Consider the following 24,444-nt stretch of genomic DNA (forward strand, 5'->3'; position numbering starts at 1 on the left):
AGCGTTTTTAGTGATAGAGATATGCTCTATGCCTGGCCCTACGCTCTACATCGCAATTACTAACCACGGCTTTGGTCACGCTACCCGCGCCGCTTCCGTGGCTGCTGAGGTTAAAGCTCTGCGCCCCGATGTGGATCTGGTGCTGGCCACCACGGCTCCCCAGTGGCTACTCGATGACTATGTGCTCGCAGCCTATGAATACCGTCCGGTGGCCTTTGACATTGGCGTACTTCAGGCCGATAGCCTGAGTATGGATCTGCCTGCTACCCTGGCTCAGCTCCAGCAGATTCAGGCCCACCAGGCGGAGACCGTTGCAGCGGAGGCCGCCTACCTGAGGCAGCGGGGGGTAGATCTGGTGCTGGCCGATATTCCGCCGCTGGCCACGGCGATCGCCCATGCCGCCGATATCCCCTGCTGGATGATGAGCAACTTTGGCTGGGATTTTATCTATCGAGACTTTGGCTCAGCGTTCACCGCCACTGCCGACTGGATTGGGGCCTGCTTTGGCCAGTGCGATCGCCTCTTTCGCCTCCCCTTTCACGAACCCATGTCCGCCTTCCCCCAGGTCGAAGATGTGGGCCTGACTGGCGGCACCCCGCGCTACAGGGCCGCAGACCTGACAGCCCGCTGGCATCTCCAGACCCCGCGATCGCGCACGGTTCTGCTCACCTTTGGCGGGCTGGGGCTAGAGGCTATTCCCTACCACCATTTGGCTAAGTTTCCAGACTGGCAGTTTCTCACCTTTGATCGCGATGCGCCAGATTTAGCCAACCTGCTCAAGCTGCCCCGGCGGGGCTTGCGCCCGGTAGATGTCATGCCCCTGTGCGGCCGGATTGTGTCAAAACCGGGATTTAGCACCTTCTCGGAGGCCTGCCGCCTGGGCGTGCCCATTGTCACTATTCCCCGCGACGACTTTGCCGAAGGTCCTGTGCTGGTTCGCGGCATGCAAAACTACAGCTGGCACCGAATTGTCAGCCCCGCCGAATTTTTTCAGGGGGAGTGGGAGTTTTTGGCCCAGCCTCTGCACCCGCCGCGTACGACAGATGCGATCGCCCAGCATGGCAGTGAGCAGATCGCCCAGGCCATCGTTGACTACCTAACCTGAGTTCGGGATAAGAAAAGACCTTGGCAAAGCAGGCCCACTGTCCCCTCCTTGGGAGGGGTAGGGTGGGTTGTCTAGGCCAGCATGGCAACTCACCCTATCTAGAAGCTTGTATTTTGCCGTAGGTTTAACCCACCCCGCCCTTCGGGCACCCCTCCTGGGAGCTATCCGTTAGGCACAAATATGTCTAAGCGTTACAGGACGGGCATTTGGGGAACCATTTGCGGGAAGATAAAAGCCGTTGTAACCGTCAGCCAAGCCATGAACGATTGGATGAGCTAAGACATCAATCCCCGTCATTTCCAAGACCTGCGCCACGCAAAACGCCTGCGCAAGATTGTAACGGCACTGAGCCGACATCCCACGGCCAGTGTGCCGTTAGCGAGTCAAACCAGTAGCGAAGCGCAGAGCATTTACCGATTTTGGTCAAACCCTACGGTGAGCAGTGAGGCGATTCTCAACAGTCATAGCGAGGGCACCGTCGCCCGAGCCCGAGGTTGTGAGACGGTGTTGTCGATTCAAGATAGTACCGACTTTGATTTTACGAGTCATCCGCAAACCACTGGCCTGGGCTATCTCAATCAAACCCAACAGCAAGGGATCAAAGTTCATAACTGTTTTGCGGTCAGCGGAGCAGGTGAGCCCCTGGGCCTGCTGCATCAACACACCTGGGTGCGTGAGGTTCCCCCGGTAAAACAGAAAGACCGCTCGGCTCAAGAGCGACATCAGCATAAACCGATAGAGGAGAAAGAAAGCTATCGCTGGCTGACGACGTTGACGGCGGCTGAAGCCAAGGTATCGGAGCAGGTTCAGCTCGTGCAGGTGGCCGACCGGGAAGCGGATATCTTTGAGCTCTTTGCCCAACCCCGCCAGGTCAATAGCGAGCTCTTGATTCGGGTGAAGACGAATCGCAGCATCAAACAAGCGTGGGGAAAACTATTCATCGCCTTATCTCAAGCCCCGGTGCTCGGGGAACTCCAGGTTGAGGTTCGGCGGACACCCCAGCGAGAGGCCCGTATCGCGCGGGTGCACCTGCGGGGCTTGCACGTTACTCTGGCGGTACCGGAGTATTTGGCCCGGCAAAAGCCATCGCTACAGCCCATCGAGCTCAATGCCCTGTGGGTTGAGGAAATCGGTGTCCCGGCTGATGGGGGCAAGCCGATTTGCTGGAAACTCCTAACCACGTTGCCGTTGGAGAGCTATGCTCAAGCCTGCCAGTATGTGCGGTGGTACAGCTATCGCTGGCTGATCGAGCGGTTCCATTTCACCCTTAAAAGCGGCTGCACACTCGAAAACTTGCAACTGCAACACCGAGACCGATTGCTCAAAGCACTCGCCACCTACAGCATCGTCGCTTGGCGACTGATGTCGATGACCTATCAGGCCCGTCTGACTCCAGAGGCCTCCTGCGACGCGATCCTACAGCCCGAGGAGTGGCGGTTGTTGCGTCGTAAATTCGCCCCAAAAAGCCGTGCTAAAACACCGCCAACAATGCACCAAGCGATGCTCTGGATTGCCCAACTGGGAGGCTTTTTAGCCCGTAAGAGCGATGGTCAACCGGGTCTTAAAACGTTGTGGCGCGGCTACACCAAGCTCCATTACATGCTAGAAGGGGCTCGCCTTGTGACCAAAACCTAGTCCGCTATGGCATTGGCCGACTTTTGCGTAACGGATAGCTCCAAGGAGGGGACAGCGTTATCCCAAACTGAGATTACCTAACCTGAGTTCGGGTTAAGCCGATGGAGGAAGAGCGAAGTCAAGATTGAGGGAAGGCTTCTTGGGCTGATGGCAGTAGGCAATCAAGCCACAGATGACATTGACCATGAAGTTGGTAGGGCTGCGATGCCTGGAATGCTCAATCTGGGAGATGTTCTTGAGCTGGTCAATGACGGTTTCGACAATGGCGCGCTTGCGGGCCAGTAACTTGTCGGTGAGCCGCATCAAGTGGTTTGTCATGTTGCGCCTGGGTTTGGCAAAGAACTCGATGCCACAGGTCTCAAAGAGGCGTTCTGCCAGTGCTTTGGAGACATAGCCCCGGTCAGCAAAGACCTTGCCATAGAGGCCTTGAAGCAAGTCACAGGCGGGCTTGCGGTCGTCGGTATTGCCCGGCGTGATTTGGATGTTGAGCAACTCCCCTTGGTCATTAACCACCAGGTGGAGCTTGAAGCCAAAGAACCAGTCAACTGAGGTTTTGCCCCGAGCCGCCAGGCCGCGAAACACCTTGTGGCGTCGAATCCGACGGTTGTGGCACACCTTGAGGCTGCTGCTATCGATAAAGCTGATGCCGCTACAAGCGCCAAAACAGTGCTTCAGGTACACGCATAAGGGCAGCAGAGCCGACGGCATCCACTCCACAAAGCGGTGATAGCTGACCAGGCCAGGAAAGGCCTCTCGCCAGTGCACGCAGACATGCTTGTTGTAGAACGCCTTGAAGTTGCGATAGTGCTGCTGGTGGAAGCACACCAAGATTGTCATCACCTCGCTTAAGCTCAGCGATCGCTGGCGCTGACGGTGTTGAACGCCTTCACCCAGCAGCATCTGGTGCCATTTCGGCTCGAACTGACAGCAGAAATCATCAATGTGGCAAAACAGCTCTTCTAGACTATCCATAGGGGGGCCTGCTGAATCATTTACGTGATATAGCCATAGTCACGTTGGTTAGGACATCCAGGAACCCTATGACCGTTCAAACGTTTGAACGGTCATAGGAGACATGTCTTAACCAGACTGGCTACAGCTATATCAGCTTACAGAGCCCCTCCTTTCCTTATCCCGAACTCAGGTTACCTATCTCCCCAGGAATCTCTACCCTTTACCCGCGCCTGATCCAGTCGCCCTCTGCGGGCGGGCAGCGCTTAGAAATATAAAAACAGGCTGAGGACGGTGATGGGCTCAGGAATAGATACAGCACCGGAGTTCACGCCCTGGATCACCTGCTTACCACCATGCATGGCACAGGCATGGGCCAATGGGCGTCAAGGTCCCTGGCAGCTCAAAAGCCGGACGGTCATGGATGAGATCGCTCGATTGGCCCAGCCCGGGGCCAAATTCGCAGGTATAGCAGCCCCAGCCATGGCTATGATCACAAACATAGAATGCTCAAGGAGAAGCTGTGATTCGATCCTCTGTAGCGGTGTTCACCACTGGGCTAATGGCGTTTACCCTGACGGCGGCTCAGGCCGCTGATTTATCCTTTGCTACCCCAGACGGGGTATTTCGCATGGAACCTGCCGGGGGCGATCGCCAAACGCTTTTGCCCGAGGGCGATCGCACTCTGACGGATCTGGCCTGGTCGAGCGATGGGCAACAGCTGGCAGTGGTGCAAAACTACAGCGAAGTCTACCGCATTGAGCCAGGGGCCGAGGCGCCACAACTGGTGTTTACCAGCAGTTGCCCGCGCTCCCCCAGCCTCGAACTCCTCTGGCAGCGCGATCGCGACACCCTGGTGATCAAACAGCGCTGCCCTACTCCCATTCCTGGAGAACTGGGCCAGATCGACCTTTTTCTCAGTACCGCCAGTGGGACTGTAACCCCCCTAGATATCTTGCCTGCGGCCCTAGAGTCTGACCTGTACTTATCTCCCGATGGCAGCCAAGTTGCCTACGTAACGGGCCAGCATATCTTTGTGGCCGCCCTAGACGGCGGCCGCCCCCGCCGGATTACCCAAACCCCAGGCACCTATGCCGCTGCCGGGAGCCCCCTGGCCTGGTCCCCCGATGGCACTCACCTGGCCTTTTACGAGGGAAGCTACCCGCTCCAGCGCCTCAATGTGGTAAGTGCCGACGGCGGCGATCGCCGCCTGCTCACCCCCGATCCCAACTTTCAGATCTATCGCAGCCGCATCCTGTGGTCCCCCGACAGCCGCTACATCGCCTTCTACAAGCCGTTCAACCCTCCTTTTAGCAACCAGGAAGTCATTTCCCTGGTAAACATCAACACTGGCGAAACCCAAATGGTTACCCGGCCTGGCTTTTACGATGCCCTCAGCTGGGCTCCCGATAGCCAGCAGTTGGTCTTTGCTTCCGGGGCCCAGGCCGGGCAGCAGACCTTGTTTCGGCTCAACCTGGTCGATCAGGACTTTACCGCCCTCACGACCCAGCCCTTGCAGAATGTTCTAGACAGCCAGTGGTCCCCGACGGGCGACTGGATCGCCTTCACCGCCACCCCGCCCGACGACCCCATGGGCAGCCAGGTGCTGTATCGGGTGCACCCCGACGGCAGTCAGCTCGCCCCCCTGACCGGCATCGACGAGTACGTTTATCCCTTTGTCTGGGTCCCGGCATCCCTAGCGACTCAGCCTGGCGGGCTAAGCGAAGCTCCCTAGCTGGCGCTGCTGGAGCTGGTGCTGAATCTCGCCCTGACGCTGTACGGCGGCCAGGGCCTCCTGTACCACTGCGGCTCCGGCCTCTGGTTTACAGGATTCCTCGGTTAAAATTTGCTTCCACAGGCGGCTGCCGGGCTGCCCGGCAAACAGCATCAGCATATGGCGGGTAATTTTATTGAGCTTTAGCCCCTGGCGCACCCAGTGGTCAATATAGGGCAGCATGGCTTCGACCACCCGCTGACGGCTGAGGGCAGGCTTGCCCGCGGCAAAAAACCGTTGGTCAACGTCTGAGAATAGGTAGGGATGGTCGTAGGCGGCTCGCCCAATCATGACGCCATCGACCTTTGACAGCTGCTCAGCCACCGATTCTAGGCCCGTAAAGCCGCCGTTGATTTCAATCCACAGGTGCGGAAAGGCCTGCTTGAGGCGGTGCACATCGCCGTAGCGCAGGGGAGGAATGGTGCGGTTGTCCCTGGGGCTTAGCCCCTGGAGCCAGGCCTTGCGGGCGTGGACGGTAAAGTGACGGCAGCCCGTCTGCGCCACAGTATCGACAAAATTCACCATGTCTTCGTAACGATCTAGCTCGTCTACGCCAATCCGATGTTTGACGCTGACGGGCAGCGCGCTGGCGGCCATCATGGCCGCAACGCCTTCGGCGACTCGATCGGGCTGGGTCATCAGACAGGCCCCAAAGTTGCCGCTGCGGACGCGATCGCTGGGGCAGCCCACGTTGAGGTTAATGGCGTCGTAGCCAAAGTCGGCGGCCACGCGGGCGCAGGTGGCCAGCATCTGCGGATCGTCGCCCCCCACCTGGAGCACCAGGGGAGATTCACTGGGGGTGAAGCCCAGCAAATGCTCGCGATCGCCGTGTAGAATCGCCTGGGCCGTCACCATTTCGGTGTAGAGCAGTGTCTGCCGAGTAATCTGCCGCATGAAGTAGCGGTAGTGGCGATCGGTGCGATCCATCATGGGCGCAATGCTGACTGGCACCTCAATGGCCGTCGCTGCTCCAAACGTATTTGCCAAAAGTTGTGTCGATACGGCCATAGAACCGCGCGTTTCGGTGGTCTTTGCCTTCGCAGTTTAGCACTCTAGCTCTGTCTATCCGAAGGCTTATCTATTCTGACCTATAGATCTGATAGGTAGGTTTTAGGGCGGTTCTCCACAGCTTTAGACCAGTTTTCTACACTGTGAAACTGCCTGTTTTATTGACATGATTTAGGCATCACTTTCAGATGAATAGCTCCATGAACAATGCGATTGGCTCCTTTTACAACTGGTATAAAGCAACCCTGCGCAATACTAAATACCGCTGGGTTTTAGTTTTAGGAACGTTGATTTATCTGGTTTCTCCCATCGATATTGCTCCCGACTTTCTGCCCATTATTGGCTGGGTTGACGATGGGCTGCTGGCCACCCTGCTAGTGACTGAGATGTCTCAGATTGCTCTGGAGTATCTGAATAAGCGTAAGCAGCCCGGTGCCAGCTCTGCCGATAGCGCTGTTAATCCCATTACCACCGTCGAAATTTAGGCTGGGCTGTTGGCTTTTAGGCGCTTTGCCGTTACACCTATTTTTTTGGAGGGGATGTCGTCACCTGTTGGCATCCCCTTGCCTATGACTGGCAGCAGTCAGGCGGATCGCGGGAGCTTGCGATAAATTGAAGGCGAATCGATCTGACCTGCCCATTTCCCCAGAGGACTTTCCCATGACTACCGCCACCAACGTCTTGGGCACCCCCCTTGCCCCCTGTTGCACCTCGCCCATGACCGGTTTTTACCGCGATGGCTGCTGCAACACCGGGGCTGGGGACATGGGCGTGCACGTGGTATGTGCCGAGATGACCCCTGAATTTTTGGCGTTTACCAAAGCCCAGGGCAACGATCTCTCTACTCCAGTGCCTGCGTTTCAGTTTCCAGGGCTAAAGCCGGGCGATCGCTGGTGTCTGTGTGCCGCTCGCTGGCAAGAGGCCCTAGAGGCTGGGGTTGCCCCGCCAGTAATGCTCGATGGCACCCATGCCGCTGCCGTCGAGCACGTTTCCCTCTCCGACCTCAAGGCCCACGCTCTAGATGCGCCTGAGAGCTAATTTGGGTAACCGACTCCTGGGTAAAAACCAGCCCTGACTCAGGCCTTAATTTCAATTTAGGAACTGGGAGTCTCGGCTCAGGTCAGCCGCACTGCGGTGCCGCTGGCGGCCACCATCAGCATATTGCCGCCGTTGTTGATTTCGAGCGATTCGTAGTCAATATCGACGGCAATGATCGCGTCCGCCCCTAGCTCTTGAGCAGCCTGCATCATTTCTTTAATCGCCGTGTTGCGGGCCTGGCGCAGCGAATGCTCGTAAGCCCCCGATCGCCCGCCCACCACATCGCGAATGCCCGCGAAAAAGTCCTTAAAAATGTTGGCGCCTAAAATCGCCTCGCCATTGACAAGACCGCAGTACTCAGTCACCTGGCGGCCATCGACGTTGGGACCTGTGGTTAAAATCATGGGTTACCTCCCGTTAAACCGCTTTAGAGCTCACAATTTGCATACTAATATCTAGCCACGGAGCACGGGTAACTGGGGCGCTGGTGGAGATAAAGTCCACCCCCGTCGCGGCCATGGCTCCCAGCGTCTCCAGGGTGATGTTGCCAGAAGCCTCTATTTTGACCGCTGGCTTTTTCTCGCGGATGCGCGCTACGGCTAGCTTCATCATCTCGGGGGGCATGTTGTCGAGCATGATGACGTCTACCGGACAGGCGATCGCTTCGTCTACCTCCTCCAGGGAGGTGGTTTCGACCTCCACCGTCATCGGGTAGGGAATAGCCGGCCGAATCTGGGCAACCGCCGCCCGAATTCCCCCAGCGGCAGCGATATGGTTGTCCTTGATCATCACGGCATCGTCTAGGCCCAGGCGATGGTTGACGGCACCGCCAACTCGGCTGGCATACTTTTCGAACTGGCGCAGGCCGGGAGTCGTCTTGCGGGTGTCGACCAGCTGCGTCGGGCTGTGGGCCAGTTGCTCGACGTACTGGCGGGTGGCGGTGGCAATGCCGCTCAGGCGCATGACCAGGTTTAGGGCTACCCGCTCTCCCGTCAGTAGAGCCGCCAAGGTACCGCTAATTTTGGCGATGGTGGTATCTGCGCCGCAGGGCTCGCCGTCGTCTATGAGCGGTTCAAAGCTGAGCTTGTCGTCAAGCCGCTGAAAGAGGCGACGCGCCATGGGCAGTCCAGCGATCACGCCGGGGGCGCGAGTCACCCAGAGAGCCTGGCCTGGCTGCTGTACCAAATCTCCCAGCCCGGTTGTGGTCCAATCGCCACGGCCCACATCTTCGTGCAGCCAGGCTTGCAGGTACTTATCCAGGCTGCCATCGGGTATGGACATAGAGGGATTGCGGGGAGCGTTGAGCGGCATAGGGCAAGGTTTTTAGAGATGGCGTTGTGGACTGGCGATCGCGGGACACCCCCTCTAAAGTCGCAATTTCTGTCACAGCCAGAAATATTGTGCTACTTTACGGTTAATGCCGCTGTTACGGCAGCTAACTCTACAGATTTTACCGTGTAGGATTCAGGAGGTGATGCCCATGCAAGAGAGTAGTAAACGTGTGGGTCTTCAGGTTGAGATCAGCCGGCTGTGCGCCGGGGCTGTGCTCTAGCTTCAGTGTTAGTTGCTACGGCAATTAGCTAAGCTCTCGAAGCTGGCTGAGTAGGGTTCCTCCCGGCAGTCAGGTTCAACCTAAGATCCAACTAGACCGCCCCTGCTTCGGAAGCTTGTCTTCCCCTGGCAGGGGCGGATAGCGTTTAAAGGGGCATTGGAAGTGCTTAAACAGGTGATTTAGCCTTGATTTGCCCCTCAGTATCACGCAATCTCTTTAGAAAAATAGGCTTTTGAGGCAATAGGCGAATCTCAGCGAAGGCCTATCTACGCTTCTGTACAGATATAAGTTTTGATAGATGTCAGTAGCATGTGGGGTGTAGCTACTCCCTAGGCATCTATGGCCACTCTCCTCAGCGATCGCGATATTCAAGCTCATCTCAACCAACTCCCCGGCTGGAGCCTACAGGGCAAAACCATCATCTGCACCCGCACTTTCCAGGATTTCGTTGCCGCCATCAACTTTGTCAACCAGCTGGTCGAGCCTGCCGAAGCCGCTGGGCACCATCCCGATCTGCAAATTTCCTACAACCGCGTAGTTATCAGCCTCTCCACTCACGACGCTGGGGGGCTAACCGAAAAAGATTTCGCCCTGGCAAAGACTATCTCCACCCTAGGATAGATGCCGAAATTATTACCCTCGCATCCAAGGGACCATATTGGCTTAACCATATTGGCTTAATGGTGCGTTAACTAAGTTAATTAAAGCTTCTTCAAAACACCGTCGAGCCTTAAAACGCCTCTCATTCTGCGCCTGTGGGCATCCTCTATTCTCCTGAAGAGGTCAGTTTTGTTACTTCTGCTACTGAAGTTTCTGACCTTTTTAATGGTGTGAGGAGAAAATACCGAATGGCTAAGTTATTTTGGCAATCACTGCTGGCTGTGCCCGCTGCTCTGGGTGCGGCTGTGGCTGTTTCTGGCTCTGCGATCGCGGCCGATGCTGCGACCAACGTTCAGGTCAGCAACTTCGATCAAGACTCGGTTCAGCTGGCTCAAATCACCAGCGTGTCTGAACTGACCGACGTACTGCCCTCCGATTGGGCCTTCCAGGCATTGCAAAGCCTGGTTGAGAACTATGGTTGTATTCAGGGCTACCCCGACCGCACCTTCCGGGGACAGCGCAGCCTGACTCGTTTTGAGTTTGCCGCTGGTCTAAATTCCTGCCTGGATGTGATCGCTACCCTGATTGCCCAGTCCGGCATCAACCCCGACGACCTGGCGACCATTCGTCGCCTGCAAGAAGAGTTTCAGGCTGAACTGGCTACCCTGCGGGGCCGCGTGGATGCTCTGGAAGCTGATACCGCCACCCTGCGCGCGCAGCAGTTCTCCACCACCACCAAACTGCGTGGTCAGGTCGACTTTCACTTAATTACCCCCATCGACACCATTCCTGGAGAGACCAGCACCAGCGTTGCTTCCCGTGCCCGCCTCAACTTCGACTCCAGCTTCACTGGTCGCGATCGCCTGCGCATTCGCTTGCAGTCTCGCGACGGTAACGCTATCAATCCCTCTGGCCTGCGCGGTTTGGCCAACGGCGGCAGCAGCGACAACTTTAATATTTCGGTTGACGACTTCTACTACAGCTTCCCGGTTGGCAATCGCATCAAGGTAACCGCCTCTGCTCGGGGTCTACAGGGTGATGACTGGGTAACCAGCACCATCGTGCCCTTCGATGGCCCCTCGGTGGCCGACGCTGGTGGCCCTGCCTTCTACGAATCTGGTGGCAGCAGTTCCAATGGCGCTGGAGTGGGCGTCAGCATCGCCTTCACCGACAACCTCGTGTTCGATGCTGGCTACACTGCGGGCAACCCCGGCGCTACTAATCCATCGGTGGGTGTGTTTGCTGCCACCAGCCAGAGCTATATTGGTCAGCTCAGCTACCTCAGCGATGGCTTCCTGGACGCTGCCTTTGCCTACATGCACAACGATCAGTCTGCTATCTTCCAGGGTGGTAACCCCGGTGCTACCGATACCTTTGCTGGCCTTGTCAACCTTGACTTTGGCAACTTCTTTATTGCCGGTCACGGTGCTTACCAGACCTTCAACGGCGGCAATGACTTCAGCTGGACCGCTGGGGTTGGCTTCAACGACCTCTTTTTGGAAGGGGCTCAGTTAGGGGTTTATGGTGGTCAACTGCCCCAGCGGACTGGACGAACTGAAAATCCGGTTCTGGTGGAGGGCTACTACCAAATTCCCTTTAATAAGTTCCTGACCATCACCCCCGCAGTCATTTACGGTGATACTGGCCTAGCTGGTGTCACTGACCAGACCGGGTTCTGGGGCGCCCTGCGGGCTACCTTCCGGTTCTAGCGCTGGGGTTTGCTGGGGGCTTTGTAAACGCCTTGGCACCACAAAGCCCCTCAGCCTGGAGGCTCTCTACTTCATGTCACACATCACATACATCTATATGGAGCTTGTAGATACAGTCGTAGCTGCCAAGTATTGATCTATGCAATCTTCTCTGATCTCCTCGTACCGTTAATCTGGCGTGTATCCTGGGAACCTTGGGTTGGCAGTGCTCGTCCTTGAAGCAGTTAGATGAACTCTGGTGACTAAGGCCAAACTCATCTAGCCGACACAGAGCATATCTGCTATTGTTGGTTTTGGATGTACGTAAGGTTCGCCTACTCTGACTTGTTAGTGGGTCAAGTATGCGCCTTATCGATAGGGATGGTTTCGACCAAACCTGCTGGTAGGTACACAAATAAGCCTTGTTATAAGGTGTGAGGAGAAAATACCGAATGGCTAAGTTATTTTGGCAATCACTGCTGGCTGTGCCCGCTGCTCTGGGTGCGGCTGTGGCTGTTTCTGGCTCTGCGATCGCGGCTGATGCTGCGACCAACGTTCAGGTCAGCAACTTCGATCAAGACTCGGTTCAGCTGGCTCAAATCACCAGCGTGTCTGAACTGACCGACGTACTGCCCTCCGACTGGGCCTTCCAGGCATTGCAAAGCCTGGTCGAGAACTACGGTTGTATTCAGGGCTACCCCGACCGCACCTTCCGGGGACAGCGGAGCCTGACTCGTTTTGAGTTTGCCGCCGGTCTAAATTCCTGCCTGGATGTAATCGCTACCCTGATTGCCCAGTCCGGCATCAACCCCGACGACCTGGCGACCATTCGTCGCCTGCAAGAAGAGTTTCAGGCTGAACTCGCTACCCTGCGGGGCCGCGTGGATGCTCTGGAAGCTGATACCGCCACCCTGCGCGCGCAGCAGTTCTCCACCACCACCAAACTGCGTGGTCAGGTTGATATGCACCTGGTTACCCCCATCGACACCATTCCTGGAGAGACCAGCACCAGCGTTGCCAACCGTGCTCGTTTGAACTTTGACTCCAGCTTCACCGGCAACGATCGCTTGCGCATTCGTTTGCAGGCTCAGAATGGTAATGCAGTAAATCCTCTGGGCGGCTTGGCTAATGCTGGCGGCAACGACAACTACAACGTTACCGTTGACGACTTCTACTACACCTTCCCCGTCGGCAATCGCGTTACCGTGACGGCTGCGGCTCGTGGTCTCCAGGGCGATGACTGGGTGACCAGCACCATCGTGCCCTTCGATGGTCCTTCCGTTGCAGACGCTGGCGGTCCTCAGTTCTACGATGTTGGCGGCAGCAGCTCTAATGGTGCTGGTGTTGGCGTCAGTATCGCCTTTACCGACAATCTCGTCCTCGACGCTGGCTATACCGCTGGCAACCCCGGTGCTAGCGATCCTTCTATCGGTGTGTTTGCTGCCACCAGCCAGAGCTATATTGCTCAGCTCAGCTACCTCAGCGATGGCTTCCTTGACGTCGGTGCTGTTTATGAGCACAACGACCAGTCTGCCATCTTCCAGGGTGGCGCTGCCGGTGCTACCGACACCTTTGCTGGTTTGATCAACCTTGACTTTGGCAACTTCTTTATTGCCGGTCACGGTGCTTACCAGACCTTCAACGGCGGCAACGACTTCAGCTGGACCGCTGGCGTTGGCTTCAACAACTTCCTGGCTGAGGGTACTCAACTGGGTGTCTACGGCGGTCAGCTGCCTCAGTTGGTTGGCCGGGACAACAATCCCTTTATCGTTGAAGGTTACTACGAGATTCCCTTCAACCAGTACCTGACCATTACCCCTGCGGTAATCTACGGCGACACCAACCTGACTGGTGTTGGCGACCAAACTGGTCTGTGGGGCGCTCTGCGTGCTACCTTCCGTTTCTAGGTTGATGTAGTCACTGTTTCGGGCTAGGTTTTTCTAGCTAAAAAAGGCTCTGCCAACATTGGCAGAGCCTTTTTTTGTTCTACTCTAGGTTGCTCCTGGCTTCAGTCCACTCCCCCTGGGGTAGCCACCGTCCTGCTAGCGCGGTAACGCGATCGCGCGTCATAGTGTAAATCCAGGCTGTTTCTAGCGGCTGCTGCTGGGCATTGTACACCTGGTGGCGATCGCGCTGATACTCGCTGATCTCGGGGCGATCGGGGTAATATTCCTCAAAGGCGTCAATGGGATATAGGCAAGCAGGGGCAGAAAATGTCAGGAGTGTGCCGTGGACCCAACCAGCTTCAAGGGTCATGGCTGGGTAGCCTAGCGGTAAATGGTAGAGCCGCCCCACAGCCATAGCCGGTTGAATAGCTATTGTATAGGGCGCGCAAAAATCGGCAAAAGCGCGTTCTCCCGGCTTTAAAGTACCGTAGACAAACAGGTGGCAGGGGGTATTCATAGGCAAGACGACCAGAGCCTTGGCTGGCTAAATATAGCTCCAGTTTGCTTCAAGGCACAAATCGAGCTATTCCCAGCATCTGCCGCCGAGATGGCTGTCTAGCCGATTACCCCGTAAAAGCAGCCTAACGCTCAGGCAGCGTCTGCCATAGGCAGTCGGATAGTATTTCCTATGCTATGAATGAAACTTTATAGAAGGTTATTAAACTCATCAAAGTTGAAGCTTAAAGGATTTGATCTACGGATACTTCATGGTGGGAAAAGTAAGGTTAATAGAAAGCTGTGCGCTAAACGTTTAAATCACTGCTCTGGTTGAATGCCCTATGAGAATTCTGGTAACCGGTGGAGCCGGGTTTATTGGCTCCCACTTGATCGATCGCCTGATGGCCGCTGGCAATGAAGTTATCTGTCTAGATAACTTTTATACAGGCCACCGACACAACCTGCTGCACTGGCTCGACCACCCCTACTTCGAGGTTATTCGCCACGATGTTACCGAGCCTATCCGGCTTGAGGTTGATCAGATTTACCATCTCGCCTGTCCAGCCTCTCCGGTGCACTATCAGTACAATCCGGTTAAAACGATTAAAACCAACGTGATGGGCACCCTGAACATGTTGGGGTTGGCCAAACGGGTGAAAGCTCGATTTTTGCTGGCTTCCACCTCTGAGGTCTATGGTGATCCTGAGGTGCATCCCCAGTCTGAAGAGTATCGGGGCAATGTCAACCCCATCGGTATCCGCAGCTGCTACGACGAAGGTAAGCGCGTTGCCGAAACCCTGTCTTTTGACTACCATCGCCAGAACAACGTGGATATTCGAGTGGCCCGTATTTTTAACACCTACGGTCCTCGCATGCTCGAAAACGATGGCCGCGTAGTGAGCAATTTTGTGGTGCAGGCGCTCCAGGGCAAGCCACTGACGCTCTATGGCACGGGTGCTCAGACCCGCAGCTTTTGCTATGTCTCTGACCTGGTGGAGGGGCTGATACGGCTGATGAATGGTGACTACATCGGCCCGGTTAACCTGGGCAACCCCGATGAATATACTATTTTGCAGCTGGCTCAAACGGTGCAGTCGATGGTTAACCCTGACCTTGATCTGGTCTATAAGCCGCTGCCTCAGGACGACCCCCAGCGGCGTAAACCCGACATTACCCGCGCTAAAACTTTCCTGGACTGGAGCCCAACGGTGCCGCTACAGGAGGGGCTCAAGCTCACCATTGAGGACTTTCGCGATCGCTTTAACCAGGCGGGAACAACTGCGGAACTGCCATCGACCGTGAAGGCTGCGTCCAGTTAGTGAACGGCTGGCCCCAGGCGGGCAGTTACCTGGCTGTGTGCCTGGGCTAATGCAGTCGATGCGGATGGGCCTGCAGTTGAGTTATCGATAGTACATAAACTAAGGAGTATTTTCTATGCGTGTATGTGTGATTGGCACTGGCTATGTGGGTCTAGTCACTGGCGTTTGCCTGGCCCACGTGGGCCACGATGTTGTTTGTATTGACGTGAACGAGGAAAAGGTAAAGCTCATGCAGTCTGGGCAGTCGCCCATTTTTGAGCCAGGCCTGTCTGAGTTGATGCAGTCATCCATGGCGGCGGGCCACCTACAGTTTTCAACCGATTTGAAAGCTGGGGTTGAGCACGGTGACGTTCTCTTTATTGCGGTTGGAACCCCGGCGCTGCCCACGGGGGAAAGCGATACCCGCTATGTTGAGGCGGTAGCCAAGGGGATTGGCACTCATCTCAACGGTGGCTACAAAGTCATTGTCAATAAGTCTACGGTGCCCATTGGCTCCGGCGACTGGGTGCGCATGATTGTGCTGGATGGGGTAGCGGAGCGACAGCTAGCCCCTGTGCCTGCGGGGGGCATCCCTGAAACAGTCCAGTCTGAAGTTGTGGCTGATTTTGACGTGGTTAGCAACCCGGAATTTTTGCGGGAGGGATCGGCGGTGTACGACACCTTTAACCCCGATCGCATTGTGCTGGGCAGCAACAGCCCCCGCGCCATCGCCCTGATGAAAGAGCTCTACACCCCCATCGTTGAGCGACGTTTTGCCGAAGATTCCAGCGCGGCGCCCGTGTCGGTCCTCGTGACAGATCTCAGCTCGGCAGAAATGGTGAAGTATGCATCTAACGCCTTTTTGGCCACCAAGATTAGCTTTATCAACGAAGTTGCCAATATTTGCGATCGCGTGGGCGCTGATGTCACCCAGGTAGCTCAGGGCATTGGTCTTGACTCTCGGATTGGCAAAAAGTTCTTGCAGGCGGGCATCGGCTGGGGTGGATCCTGCTTTCCTAAAGATGTAGCAGCCTTAATTCATACAGCTGATGACTATGGCTACGAGGCCCAACTGCTGAAGGCGGCTGTAGCCGTCAACAATCGCCAGCGCCAAATTATTCTTGAGAAACTTCAGCAGGTGCTCAAGATTCTCAAGGGCAAAACCGTTGGCCTGCTGGGGTTGACTTTTAAGCCCGACACCGATGATATGCGGGATGCACCGTCATTGATTTTGATTGAGCAACTCAACCGTTTAGGCGCTAAGGTCAAGGCCTATGACCCAATTGTTTCCCAAAGCGGCCTCCGCCACGGACTCACCGGAGTCATTGTTGAAACCGATGCGTCGCATTTGTCCGACCACTGCGATGCCCTAGTATTGGTGACCGACTGGCAACAGTTTCAAGACCTTGACTACGCCGATATGGCCCAGCGCATGCACAGCCCTATCCTGATTGATGGCCGCAATTTTCTAGACCGGGAAACCCTGGTGCGGGCTGGGTTTCAATACCATGGTATTGGCCGATAGGTTGCCCTAGCCAAAGAGTTTGCCGATTGGATCAGCCCTGGAAACCCTAGCGTTTTTCCAGGGCTTTAAACTCCTAGGGCGGTAGACTAAAGGAGTCTGTTTCCTCAGCTGAGGGCGCTGTCCAGCGAAGGAGCTAAGCCCTCAAGCGGCAGAACGCAGGGCCGATAGAAGCCGCAGACGCAATTGGCGGCAGCTAGCTCAGATTCACAATTGTCCATTGATCTGCTTTGTTATGACCTCCTATCAGGCTTCTTCTATTCCTGCCTACGCCCTTGAAGACGAAGCTTGGTGGGTACAGCGGTGGGTTGAACTACTCAACACCTATCGATTTAAGAAGCGTCTGGAGCGCGGCCGCATTTACGCTCGGGAAGGCCATATTCTGAGCCTAGAGTACAAGGGGTCTAAGGTAACAGCCCTGGTGCAGGGCACTGCCGAGGAACCCTACAAGCTTTCTATCTGGCTGGATGCCTTTAGCGACGAGGACTGGAACTACGTCATTGACTCCCTGTCGGAGCAGGCGATTTATTCGGCACAGCTGCTAGCTGGAGAAATGCCGTCAGAAATTGAAGCGGTTTTTACCGCCAACGGGTTGAGCCTGTATCCCTTTAACCTTTCTGAGGTGCACTCTAAGTGCAGCTGCCCTGACCCCAAGAACCCCTGTAAGCACATTGCGGCCGTCTATTATCAGCTGGGCGATTTTTTCAGGGAAGATCCATTTGTGCTGTTTCAGCTGCGGGGACGCAGCCGCGACAGCATCCTAGATGCTCTGCGTCAGCGGCGGCAGAGCAGCCCAGTGCCGACGGAGGTGGCCATTGACGGCGAAGAGGCGGCCGCTGACGCAGACCCAAAATCTATCCCTGGCCACCTTGATCTACAACAATTTTGGGCCTACGCCGAACCGCTAGACCCAGAGCTAGTGGTGATCACCCCCGCTGAAACCACAGTCCTGGATATACTGGGCAAAATGCCGCTGCCGCCGGAGGATGCACCTATGGTGATGGGCCATCTGAAGGAGATTTACCAGGCAGTGGCTCAGCAGGCCATGACGCAGGCCCTGGGTTAGGCCGATCGGGTCAGCGATAGCAGCCGTTTGAGGCCGAGCCAGCCAATGATGGAGAAACCCGCCGACAGCAGCAGACTCGTGACTGAGATACGGACGCCCGATCGCCAGGCCTCAGTTTTTACCCGGCGCTCGGCTTCAGCCCGACGGGTGCCAATTTGGGCCTCGATTTGCTGCTTGGCCTGGTCGGCCCGCTGCTGTAGAAACTGAGTGAGGCCGTCGGGGTCATCCCGGTATTTTTCGATGTCGGGGGGCAGTTGGCCGCTCTGGATGGCCTGGTTAAGTAGGTCTTTGTTTTCGCTTTGCAGGAGTGTTCCCAGCTGACTCTGCTGCTGGCTGAGTTCAGTGGAGAGCCGCTGCTGGAGTTGGGTGGCGGCGTCACCGGCTTCGGTGCCGACCTGGGCCAGGGCGGTTTGAGTTGAGAGGCGCACAGCGTTGAGGTGTAGCAGAATCAGCAGCAGATATACCAGCCCCAGCACGCTGGCGAGGGCACAGGCCCAAAAGCGCAGATCGGTGGTCAGGCTCTTTGGCTGGGCCACCCGGCCAATGGAGCTATCGACCCATAACCCGGCCAGGAGCAGGGCGATGCCGATGAGGGGCACAATGCCGCGATCGACAAATTGGGTGGTAGTGGCCAGCTGCCACTGCACGTTGGTGAGGTTGGGCGGAATCAGCAGGATGAGAAAGTCTAGCAGGGCTGACAGAATGGCGATCGCGCCAGCTACCTTGAGAGCGATCGCGGCTAGGGGAGACGCCACCGGACTGGTAACAGCGGGTTCAGAGGTCATAGGGTTGGTCGATTGCTACAGATAACCATTCTGCCTCGGCTACGTCAGAAAACCACAAAATTGCCACAAAATATTGGGCGCTGCCCGGTGTTGCCCTTGCCCAAAAGAGGCGCTTCAGATTGAATTGCCGCTGGGCTAAGATCCGGCGGCGTCTGCGGCAGGATGCCAGTCCTTAATAGTCCAGGTACTGGCATCCCAGGGGGTAAATTCAACATTGGCGAGGCGGTTGCTGACGGCGTTGGTCATGGCCCGGTGCACCACTGGAATGACGGCGACGTCTTTGGCCAGTAGCTCATTCATTTGCCGAAAGAGTTCGATGCGGCGATCGGGGTCGAGTTCTTGGGTCGCCTCTTCCCAGAGGCGATCGTATGCGGGATTGCAGTAGCGGGCGTTGTTGGGCTCCTGCCACTGATTGGCCTGAGACGCAATGTTGGCGCAGGTCCACCAGCCCATGTAGGTGCTGGGGTCGGGGCTTTCGTTTCCGGTGGAGTAGATCTGCATGTCGGCATAGAAGTGGTTGAGGCTGCGGGTGTCTTTAGGATCGCCGGAAAAAAACTCGTCCAGGCGCACCCGCGAAATTTCTACGTCTATGCCCAGTTTTTTAAGACTGTCGCTGACGATCGCCTGGGTTTTTTGGCGCACGGGGTTTACCGCTGCCTGAAATAACACCTGTAGCGTCACGCCGCCCTTGTCGCGAAGGCCGTCGCCATTGGTATCAACCCAGCCTGCCTGATCCAGCAGCGCTTTGGCCTGCGCCAGGTCGTAGGTGTAGGTCACCGACTTAGACTGATAGTCGCTGGGGGCTACCAGCAGTTGGGCGGTGGGCTCACCGGCACTGGCGTAGAGTGTTTTGGCGATCGTGTCGCGATCGATGGCCAGGTTGATCGCTTGGCGCACCCGCAGATCGCTGAAGTAGGGGTGCGGAATTTTAGGGCTAGAGCGCTCCCCATCCTCGGTGCGGGCAAAGGGGTTGGCAAAGTTGAGCATGATGCGCTCTACCTGAGGGCCAAACAGGTTGGTAACGTGGCCGGTTGCATTGGTTTCCAGCTCGCTGAGGGCCTCGGCCTCAACCTGTAGATTTTGAGCAAAGTCGGCCTCATTGGTTTGCAACACCTCCCGCGCTGCGGCGTAGGGGGCAAGGCCCCCCAGCAACTCGACTCGCTCAAAGGCAGGCCGCCCGCCCCAATAGCTGGAGTTGGGCTCGTAAAGGACAGTGCCGCTCTCAAACCCTAGGGCTTTGTAAGGGCCGGTGCCCATCGGCTGGAGATTGGCCGGGACCGCCCTGGCGTCGGGGCCGTTGGCCTGCTCAAAGATGTGGCGGGGTAAAATCAGCCCAGTTTGGCCGGTAAAAGGCACTGACCAGGCCGCAGTGGGATGGTTAAAGGTGATTTTGACGGTGTAGTTGTCGATCGCCTCAACGCTCTTGACCCCTTCGTAGTATTGGGCCGTAGCTGCGGCTACCGCCGGATTGTGAATAAGCTCAAAGGTAAAAACCACATCGTCGGCGGTAAAGGGTTTGCCATCGGTCCAGGTGACGTCAGGCCGCAGGGTCCAGGTGACAGAGGTGCCATCGGCCGCCACGCCGCCGTTTTCTGCGGACGGAATTTCGTCAGCCAAAAAGGGCACCAACTCCCCGGCCTGGTTGTAGCTGGCCAGTGGTTCGTAGACAATACGAGCCGCCTCGAAGTCTTGGTAGCCGGTGGCCAGATGGGGGTTAAGGGTAACCACAGCTGGGCTGTAGAGCAAGCGCAGAGTCTGTGGATCGCGCTCTTGCCCCTGGGCAATGGCCTCAGTCTCCGCTGGCGGCGTGGTAGACAGGTTGGTCGATTGGCCGCAGGCAACGGCAATGGCTAAGGCTATCCCGGCGGCGGCCACCAGGAGTGCAGTGCGAAACCCTGATCTGATCATTAAATTACAGCTATTTAAGCCCAAAAACGACAGTGCTGCAGCGTCACCCCCGCACCTCATGGTAGACAATTTAGGTAGTTCTGAGGCTGAGGGGCGATCGCGGCCAGGAGCGACAATCGCGCTCTGCCCCTATGTCTATCAGGGGTGGCGATCGGATTTCCGGAAATCTACAACCGACCTGGGGCGAGCAGCACCTCGGCTGCCCGTATAGATTGAGTAGATTAGATCGATATAGATCAAATACCGTGGATTTAGCCACAAAAGCACTGCTGCGCCTAGGACACCACCGCTGGCGGCGCGGCCTGGTAGCGGTCGAGGTAGCGGCGATAGCGATGGGGAGCCATGCGGGCTTTGGCCGACACCATAACCGCAATGTGGCTGGGCTGGACAGCGGCAAAAAACTCGGCCAGCTGTTGGTCACTGAGGGCCTGGGGCTGCCAATACTCGTGGCACAGGGGGGAGTAGTCATAAAAATGGCTGGCGGCATCGCCGAGCACCTGATCCACAAATACTCCGTAGAGAATATATTCTGACAGGGTTTGAGATCGGGCCAGGGTTTCAATCCAGGGGCGATCCCAGAGCTGCTCTAGGCGATCGCCCAGGGCTTTGACATGGTTTTGCCGCCAGCTAATCAGATTGCCAATGTAGTTAGGCCGCGCCACCCCGCTGCGGTAGCCCCCAAGCCCCAGCAGGCGATAGGCCGCTGCATAAAGCGGATCGAAGGCGGGGGTGTAGTACTCTGGCACTCGAAACAGCCGGGTTTGGCTCCCGTGGGTAAACTGCGCCAGGCTGAAGGGGCGCAGAAACGCCACGTCTGAATCGACAAAAATTGTAGTTGTCTCCGGGGCGCTTTGGGCGAACGACAGCTTGACCAACTGCTGGACAATCCAGTTGCGGATGGGAGGGGTTTTAAAGCTCAACCAGGCCTTGCGCACCAGAGGGAAGCGGTGAATCCAGGGCGGCAGGAGCGCCTCAGCAGTCAGAATTTCGGTGCTGGCACTGGCTAGCGATCTAAACTGTGAGTAGTCTCGCTGGTCAACGATAATGTAGTGCCGTATGGGGGTCTGGCTGAAACGGCGAACGCTTTCTACCAGGAGTTTGCACCGATCGTAGTCGGGCCCGTAGCTGGGGGTGGCAAGGGCGAAGGCCGGGGGCGCAGGGGAAGGCATTGTGGTGGCTAAAAAAGGGTCGAGACGGGCGGCGATCGCGGGCTAATGCCGGGGGCGAAAAAGGGCTTAATAGGCACTTTTTTCCCATCTATGACCATATCTAACCCAGAAAAAGGGGAGGTAAAGGATAGACTAAGAGCATAAAACAGCCATGTGTAATCAAACACTCAAGAAATAAAGTGAATAAATCGGCAAAATTAGCTACTCTTAGGGGTCAACAGCCCCCTTAGCGGTTGAGTATTACGTGTGAGACTACGCGACCAGGATCAGGCAAAATTATGACTGACACTACGGCTTCGAGCGCTTCCCCAGATCCCCAAGACACGCCTCCGCCCACCCCTTTGCAGAATGGTGGCGAGGAGTTCATGGGGCAGCCCTTTTCTCCGGCGGAGGAGGGTTGGGAGCCGGTGGCGTTGCCTGGTCAGCTGCCCCTGGCCGACTCGTTTGAACCCTTGGTCGCCGCTGATGCCTCTCTGCCTGCGGCCGCACAGGACCAATTAATGCCTGCGGCGGGGGATGTCGAGGGTGCTGCCGAGCCTGCTCCAGAAAATTTGGTGCAGCTGATTCAAGACCTGAACCAGTGCAACGATGCCCTGCTTCTGCGCGTCACCGAGCTGGAAGATGACCTGGAGCGATCGCAGGTCGCTCTCCAGGCTGAGATTGAGCGAACCCAGATTCAGCCCGGTGGTTTGCCCGTAGAGGCCACGCCTGGGCCAGTGCAGCAGCAGATTGCCCAACTGCTGAGCGAGCTTGACATTGCCAACGACGGTCTGCGGCGCACCACGATTCACAATGAGACCCTCCAGGCCGAGCTAGAGGTCACCCAGCAGCGCGTTGCCCAGCTCGAGCGCGAGTGCACCCTCTTGCAGCAGCGCTTTAGCGAAAAAAATACGGCCCTGCACCAGGCCGAAGAAACCTGCCGCGATCTCAAGGCGCGCCTCCACCGTCAGCAGCGCTACACCCTACAGTTCAAGGCAGCCTTAGAAAAGTGTTTGAACATGGCCGGGTCGCCCCCGGCCAGCTCCGCCGCTGTTCAAGGGCAGCTTTTAGACACCGCTGGTCTGGAGGTTCCAGGTCAGCCCGTGACCATGCCGCGATCGCAGCAAATTCAGCCCTGGTCGGCGGGGGCGGGGGCCGTGACCGATAACCCCAGCCTCACCCACCTGCTGCGCGGTCTTCGGGGTGCTGGCCCCGCTCCTGTGTCGGCACAGGCCTCCCCCCCCGATTTGCCCAGGGCTCCAGAGTCAAGGCTAGATCTAGCCGAACAGCTAGCTGCTCTGTCTCCCAATTCATCGCCTGCCCCGGCTTCCGTCGCCAACCCCGAGCCGACAGCGCTTGACCCGGTTCAGCCCGCGCCAGATCCCTGGCTAGAAGCCCCGCCTGTGGCCGAACCTGTGGGCGGACCGGCATCCGTCTTTACTGAACCATCTCCCTGGGGCGAACCAATGGCGCCCGTGCAGCCAGTCCCACCGACCGCTAAAGCCGCGCCGCCTGAGCCACAGCCTACAGCCCAGACCCCTGCCCCGGTTCCTGTGGCTGCGCCCGGTCCGTCGGTGGTGGCCTCCGCTCCGGCACTGCCCACCTATCTGATGCCCAGCGCTAAGGCATCCCCCTCGCCCCTGGTCTATCCCCTGCGATCGCAGAAAAAAATTAAGTCCATCGCTGCGGTTGAGCTACCTAGCTTTGGTCGCACCGTACGCCGCCGGTAAGGGCGCGCCGTTGATAAAGGCCCGCCCTTACCTGAATTGAATACTCTAACTTAAACCCGGTGGCCCTACTTGCTGCTCAACCTAAGCAAATAGGGCCACTGATAGGGTTTGTGCTGAGATAGCCCAGGGCTACTTCAGATGGTGGCCAATCACCATTTGGAGTAGCGTTGGTTCACCACCGGGCTGGTGATGCTTGTCGGCCCAGGCGCGAATTACCTCGTCTAGCTCCTGCAGAGCGGCTTCGCGGCGGGCGGCGGGGATGTCTAATTCCTCCAGCACCCGCATAGTGCCAGGAATGCCGTTGGCCCACTCCCGCATCATGCGGAAGTACTGGGCCGTATCGTCAACCATGGCATACATCCGCTCCTGGTCGTCAACCGGCGCGTAGGAGGCCCGAGCCAGACCGTAATAGGAAGCTCCCCAGGAGGCATCAATGCGGGCTACGGTGCCCGAGTAAATGAGCCGTCGCCGAATGTGTTCAGCCAGCGCCTCGCTGAGGGGCACGCGGTGTTCGGTGGGCCAGTCATCCTGGGACTTCTCGTGCAGAATTTCGATCAGCTCTAGAAACTGAAAAGAGTTGATAATGCGAGCGTCGGGGCAGGGATTGGGCAGCTTGTTTTCTAGGATGGTTTTTTCTTCGCTGGTCAGGGAGGTACCCGACACCCGCGACTGCCCCGGCTGCCAGGGGTAGCGCCGTAGCCACATGTAGGGAAACTGAATCAGGTAGCGGGGCTCTTGGGAGCCCAGCATTTTGAGCAGCTTGCCCTCAGTCAAAGCCTGGCGCATTTCTTCAACGATGGCCTTGACCCGCTTCGGCTCGATGTGGTGCAGGTGGCCCGTCATCCGCAGGTTTTCGCCCTGCTCTAGGTAGGTCATGTAGATGGCGCACTTGGCCGCGGTAGCCGCTGCATCTAAGAAGGCGCCGTGGCGATGACCACCGGTGCGCATAGCGCTAAAGGCGATATACAGCAAGATCTGGTCGATGGCGCTGGGGCTAAGGCGGCGAATGAGCTCTTCGTCTTCTACCGCCAGGGAAGACAAGGGCATAGAAAGAAGAGGTTCAGCCATCGGACTTGGGAAAACTCAGAACAACAGGCGGCGGCGCAGCCCACGCTGCTAAGGGTGCGAAACCGCTGAAAATCGCCAGAAATAGCAAATACAGCTTAGTCTAAAAGCCCGATAAGAATATATGGGCCTGTAATTTTAAGATAAATACTTGTGATTTGATAAAGCTTTGTGTTTGATACGGCTA

General features: G+C 57.0%; 21 protein-coding genes. 12 read left to right on the forward strand and 9 right to left on the reverse strand.

The genetic code is table 11. The annotated features are described in order from the left end of the window. The first annotated feature begins 28 nt into the window (after positions 1-28). Both LEPTO7104_RS0115000 and LEPTO7104_RS0115005 read left to right on the forward strand, forming a co-directional pair. A complete protein-coding gene (locus tag LEPTO7104_RS0115000) occupies positions 29-1,105 on the forward strand; it encodes a hypothetical protein (protein WP_017299398.1) in 1,077 nt (358 codons plus the stop codon). Between the two features lie 306 nt (positions 1,106-1,411). Beyond that, on the forward strand, positions 1,412-2,740 hold the full coding sequence (locus LEPTO7104_RS0115005) for an IS4 family transposase (protein ID WP_083887074.1): 1,329 nt from the start codon (positions 1,412-1,414) through the stop codon (positions 2,738-2,740). Between the two features lie 93 nt (positions 2,741-2,833). Here LEPTO7104_RS0115005 and LEPTO7104_RS0115010 read toward each other — a convergent pair whose 3' ends face one another. Next, positions 2,834-3,712, reverse strand: a complete 879-nt coding sequence (locus tag LEPTO7104_RS0115010) for an IS982 family transposase (protein ID WP_017296738.1) — start codon at positions 3,710-3,712, stop codon at positions 2,834-2,836. Between the two features lie 502 nt (positions 3,713-4,214). Here LEPTO7104_RS0115010 and LEPTO7104_RS0115015 point away from each other — a divergent pair. Further along, positions 4,215-5,426: a TolB family protein gene (locus LEPTO7104_RS0115015; RefSeq protein WP_017299400.1), complete on the forward strand. Its 1,212-nt coding sequence runs from the start codon at positions 4,215-4,217 to the stop codon at positions 5,424-5,426. Here LEPTO7104_RS0115015 and dusA read toward each other — a convergent pair. Beyond that, the gene (dusA, locus tag LEPTO7104_RS0115020) at positions 5,409-6,473 is read right to left on the reverse strand and encodes a tRNA dihydrouridine(20/20a) synthase DusA (protein ID WP_051158501.1); all 1,065 of its coding nucleotides are present in this window, start codon (positions 6,471-6,473) and stop codon (positions 5,409-5,411) included. The two genes, LEPTO7104_RS0115015 and dusA, sit on opposite strands and share 18 nt — an antisense overlap. A gap of 200 nt (positions 6,474-6,673) precedes the next feature. Between dusA and LEPTO7104_RS0115025 the strand changes: the two genes are divergently transcribed. Beyond that, complete coding sequence (locus LEPTO7104_RS0115025) at positions 6,674-6,958, forward strand: YkvA family protein (protein ID WP_017299402.1); 285 nt, start codon at positions 6,674-6,676, stop codon at positions 6,956-6,958. 175 nt (positions 6,959-7,133) lie between these two features. Next, positions 7,134-7,511, forward strand: coding sequence for a DUF2237 family protein (locus LEPTO7104_RS0115030; protein WP_026072738.1), 378 nt, complete (start codon positions 7,134-7,136; stop codon positions 7,509-7,511). Between the two features lie 77 nt (positions 7,512-7,588). Here LEPTO7104_RS0115030 and LEPTO7104_RS0115035 read toward each other — a convergent pair whose 3' ends face one another. Both LEPTO7104_RS0115035 and nadC read right to left on the reverse strand, forming a co-directional pair. Continuing rightward, positions 7,589-7,915: a heavy metal-binding domain-containing protein gene (locus LEPTO7104_RS0115035; protein ID WP_017299404.1), complete on the reverse strand. Its 327-nt coding sequence runs from the start codon at positions 7,913-7,915 to the stop codon at positions 7,589-7,591. Positions 7,916-7,928: 13 nt separating this feature from the next. Then, positions 7,929-8,822 (reverse strand): carboxylating nicotinate-nucleotide diphosphorylase, encoded by an 894-nt coding sequence (gene nadC, locus LEPTO7104_RS0115040; RefSeq protein ID WP_017299405.1) that lies wholly within the window; start codon positions 8,820-8,822, stop codon positions 7,929-7,931. A gap of 580 nt (positions 8,823-9,402) precedes the next feature. On the opposite strand from nadC, the gene LEPTO7104_RS0115045 reads away from it, so the two are divergent. The 3 genes from LEPTO7104_RS0115045 (at position 9,403) to LEPTO7104_RS0115055 (ending at position 13,258) form a co-directional block, all read left to right on the forward strand. Next, positions 9,403-9,684, forward strand: a complete 282-nt coding sequence (locus tag LEPTO7104_RS0115045) for a 4a-hydroxytetrahydrobiopterin dehydratase (protein WP_017299406.1) — start codon at positions 9,403-9,405, stop codon at positions 9,682-9,684. 227 nt (positions 9,685-9,911) lie between these two features. Next, positions 9,912-11,372 carry an iron uptake porin gene (locus LEPTO7104_RS0115050; protein ID WP_017299407.1) on the forward strand — a complete coding sequence of 487 codons (1,461 nt, stop codon included), beginning with the start codon at positions 9,912-9,914 and terminating at the stop codon, positions 11,370-11,372. A 431-nt stretch (positions 11,373-11,803) separates the two neighbouring features. Continuing rightward, on the forward strand, positions 11,804-13,258 hold the full coding sequence (locus LEPTO7104_RS0115055; protein WP_017299408.1) for an iron uptake porin: 1,455 nt from the start codon (positions 11,804-11,806) through the stop codon (positions 13,256-13,258). A 79-nt stretch (positions 13,259-13,337) separates the two neighbouring features. Here LEPTO7104_RS0115055 and LEPTO7104_RS0115060 read toward each other — a convergent pair whose 3' ends face one another. Next, positions 13,338-13,754 carry a gamma-glutamylcyclotransferase family protein gene (locus tag LEPTO7104_RS0115060; protein ID WP_017299409.1) on the reverse strand — a complete coding sequence of 139 codons (417 nt, stop codon included), beginning with the start codon at positions 13,752-13,754 and terminating at the stop codon, positions 13,338-13,340. Between the two features lie 322 nt (positions 13,755-14,076). On the opposite strand from LEPTO7104_RS0115060, the gene LEPTO7104_RS0115065 reads away from it, so the two are divergent. The 3 genes from LEPTO7104_RS0115065 to LEPTO7104_RS0115075 all read left to right on the forward strand — a co-directional run bounded on the left by LEPTO7104_RS0115065 (position 14,077) and on the right by LEPTO7104_RS0115075 (position 17,621). Further along, complete coding sequence (locus LEPTO7104_RS0115065) at positions 14,077-15,054, forward strand: UDP-glucuronic acid decarboxylase family protein (protein ID WP_017299410.1); 978 nt, start codon at positions 14,077-14,079, stop codon at positions 15,052-15,054. 115 nt (positions 15,055-15,169) lie between these two features. Further along, positions 15,170-16,558: a UDP-glucose dehydrogenase family protein gene (locus tag LEPTO7104_RS0115070; protein WP_026072741.1), complete on the forward strand. Its 1,389-nt coding sequence runs from the start codon at positions 15,170-15,172 to the stop codon at positions 16,556-16,558. A gap of 232 nt (positions 16,559-16,790) precedes the next feature. Continuing rightward, the gene (locus tag LEPTO7104_RS0115075; protein ID WP_017299412.1) at positions 16,791-17,621 is read left to right on the forward strand and encodes an SWIM zinc finger family protein; all 831 of its coding nucleotides are present in this window, start codon (positions 16,791-16,793) and stop codon (positions 17,619-17,621) included. Here LEPTO7104_RS0115075 and hpsJ-B read toward each other — a convergent pair. From hpsJ-B to LEPTO7104_RS0115090, 3 genes are all read right to left on the reverse strand, one after another. Continuing rightward, complete coding sequence (gene hpsJ-B, locus LEPTO7104_RS0115080) at positions 17,618-18,406, reverse strand: hormogonium polysaccharide biosynthesis protein HpsJ (protein WP_017299413.1); 789 nt, start codon at positions 18,404-18,406, stop codon at positions 17,618-17,620. The two genes, LEPTO7104_RS0115075 and hpsJ-B, sit on opposite strands and share 4 nt — an antisense overlap. 135 nt (positions 18,407-18,541) lie before the next feature. Further along, positions 18,542-20,314 (reverse strand): peptide ABC transporter substrate-binding protein, encoded by a 1,773-nt coding sequence (locus LEPTO7104_RS0115085; protein WP_017299414.1) that lies wholly within the window; start codon positions 20,312-20,314, stop codon positions 18,542-18,544. Between the two features lie 275 nt (positions 20,315-20,589). After that, complete coding sequence (locus LEPTO7104_RS0115090; protein ID WP_017299415.1) at positions 20,590-21,483, reverse strand: DUF6492 family protein; 894 nt, start codon at positions 21,481-21,483, stop codon at positions 20,590-20,592. A gap of 278 nt (positions 21,484-21,761) precedes the next feature. Between LEPTO7104_RS0115090 and LEPTO7104_RS0115095 the strand changes: the two genes are divergently transcribed. After that, the gene (locus LEPTO7104_RS0115095) at positions 21,762-23,192 is read left to right on the forward strand and encodes a hypothetical protein (protein ID WP_155523651.1); all 1,431 of its coding nucleotides are present in this window, start codon (positions 21,762-21,764) and stop codon (positions 23,190-23,192) included. A 129-nt stretch (positions 23,193-23,321) separates the two neighbouring features. On the opposite strand, the gene hetR is transcribed toward LEPTO7104_RS0115095, so the two are convergent. Continuing rightward, positions 23,322-24,239 carry a heterocyst differentiation master regulator HetR gene (hetR, locus tag LEPTO7104_RS0115100; RefSeq protein ID WP_017299417.1) on the reverse strand — a complete coding sequence of 306 codons (918 nt, stop codon included), beginning with the start codon at positions 24,237-24,239 and terminating at the stop codon, positions 23,322-23,324. Positions 24,240-24,444 lie beyond the last annotated feature (205 nt).

This window comes from Nodosilinea nodulosa PCC 7104, from assembly GCF_000309385.1.
Classification (GTDB): domain Bacteria; phylum Cyanobacteriota; class Cyanobacteriia; order Phormidesmidales; family Phormidesmidaceae; genus Nodosilinea; species Nodosilinea nodulosa.

Bases quoted from the DNA above. Each gene is read 5' to 3' on its own strand.
- hpsJ-B (WP_017299413.1), bottom strand. From the start codon at position 18,406: ATGACCTCTGAACCCGCTGTTACCAGTCCGGTGGCGTCTCCCCTAGCC.
- LEPTO7104_RS0115090 (WP_017299415.1), bottom strand. From the start codon at position 21,483: ATGCCTTCCCCTGCGCCCCCGGCCTTCGCCCTTGCCACCCCCAGCTAC.
- LEPTO7104_RS0115070 (WP_026072741.1), top strand. From the start codon at position 15,170: ATGCGTGTATGTGTGATTGGCACTGGCTATGTGGGTCTAGTCACTGGC.
- LEPTO7104_RS0115045 (WP_017299406.1), top strand. From the start codon at position 9,403: ATGGCCACTCTCCTCAGCGATCGCGATATTCAAGCTCATCTCAACCAA.
- LEPTO7104_RS0115025 (WP_017299402.1), top strand. From the start codon at position 6,674: ATGAACAATGCGATTGGCTCCTTTTACAACTGGTATAAAGCAACCCTG.
- dusA (WP_051158501.1), bottom strand. From the start codon at position 6,473: ATGGCCGTATCGACACAACTTTTGGCAAATACGTTTGGAGCAGCGACG.
- LEPTO7104_RS0115085 (WP_017299414.1), bottom strand. From the start codon at position 20,314: ATGATCAGATCAGGGTTTCGCACTGCACTCCTGGTGGCCGCCGCCGGG.
- LEPTO7104_RS0115035 (WP_017299404.1), bottom strand. From the start codon at position 7,915: ATGATTTTAACCACAGGTCCCAACGTCGATGGCCGCCAGGTGACTGAG.
- hetR (WP_017299417.1), bottom strand. From the start codon at position 24,239: ATGCCCTTGTCTTCCCTGGCGGTAGAAGACGAAGAGCTCATTCGCCGC.
- LEPTO7104_RS0115055 (WP_017299408.1), top strand. From the start codon at position 11,804: ATGGCTAAGTTATTTTGGCAATCACTGCTGGCTGTGCCCGCTGCTCTG.
- LEPTO7104_RS0115065 (WP_017299410.1), top strand. From the start codon at position 14,077: ATGAGAATTCTGGTAACCGGTGGAGCCGGGTTTATTGGCTCCCACTTG.
- LEPTO7104_RS0115030 (WP_026072738.1), top strand. From the start codon at position 7,134: ATGACTACCGCCACCAACGTCTTGGGCACCCCCCTTGCCCCCTGTTGC.
- LEPTO7104_RS0115050 (WP_017299407.1), top strand. From the start codon at position 9,912: ATGGCTAAGTTATTTTGGCAATCACTGCTGGCTGTGCCCGCTGCTCTG.
- LEPTO7104_RS0115095 (WP_155523651.1), top strand. From the start codon at position 21,762: ATGACTGACACTACGGCTTCGAGCGCTTCCCCAGATCCCCAAGACACG.
- LEPTO7104_RS0115000 (WP_017299398.1), top strand. From the start codon at position 29: ATGCCTGGCCCTACGCTCTACATCGCAATTACTAACCACGGCTTTGGT.
- LEPTO7104_RS0115060 (WP_017299409.1), bottom strand. From the start codon at position 13,754: ATGAATACCCCCTGCCACCTGTTTGTCTACGGTACTTTAAAGCCGGGA.
- LEPTO7104_RS0115075 (WP_017299412.1), top strand. From the start codon at position 16,791: ATGACCTCCTATCAGGCTTCTTCTATTCCTGCCTACGCCCTTGAAGAC.
- nadC (WP_017299405.1), bottom strand. From the start codon at position 8,822: ATGCCGCTCAACGCTCCCCGCAATCCCTCTATGTCCATACCCGATGGC.
- LEPTO7104_RS0115010 (WP_017296738.1), bottom strand. From the start codon at position 3,712: ATGGATAGTCTAGAAGAGCTGTTTTGCCACATTGATGATTTCTGCTGT.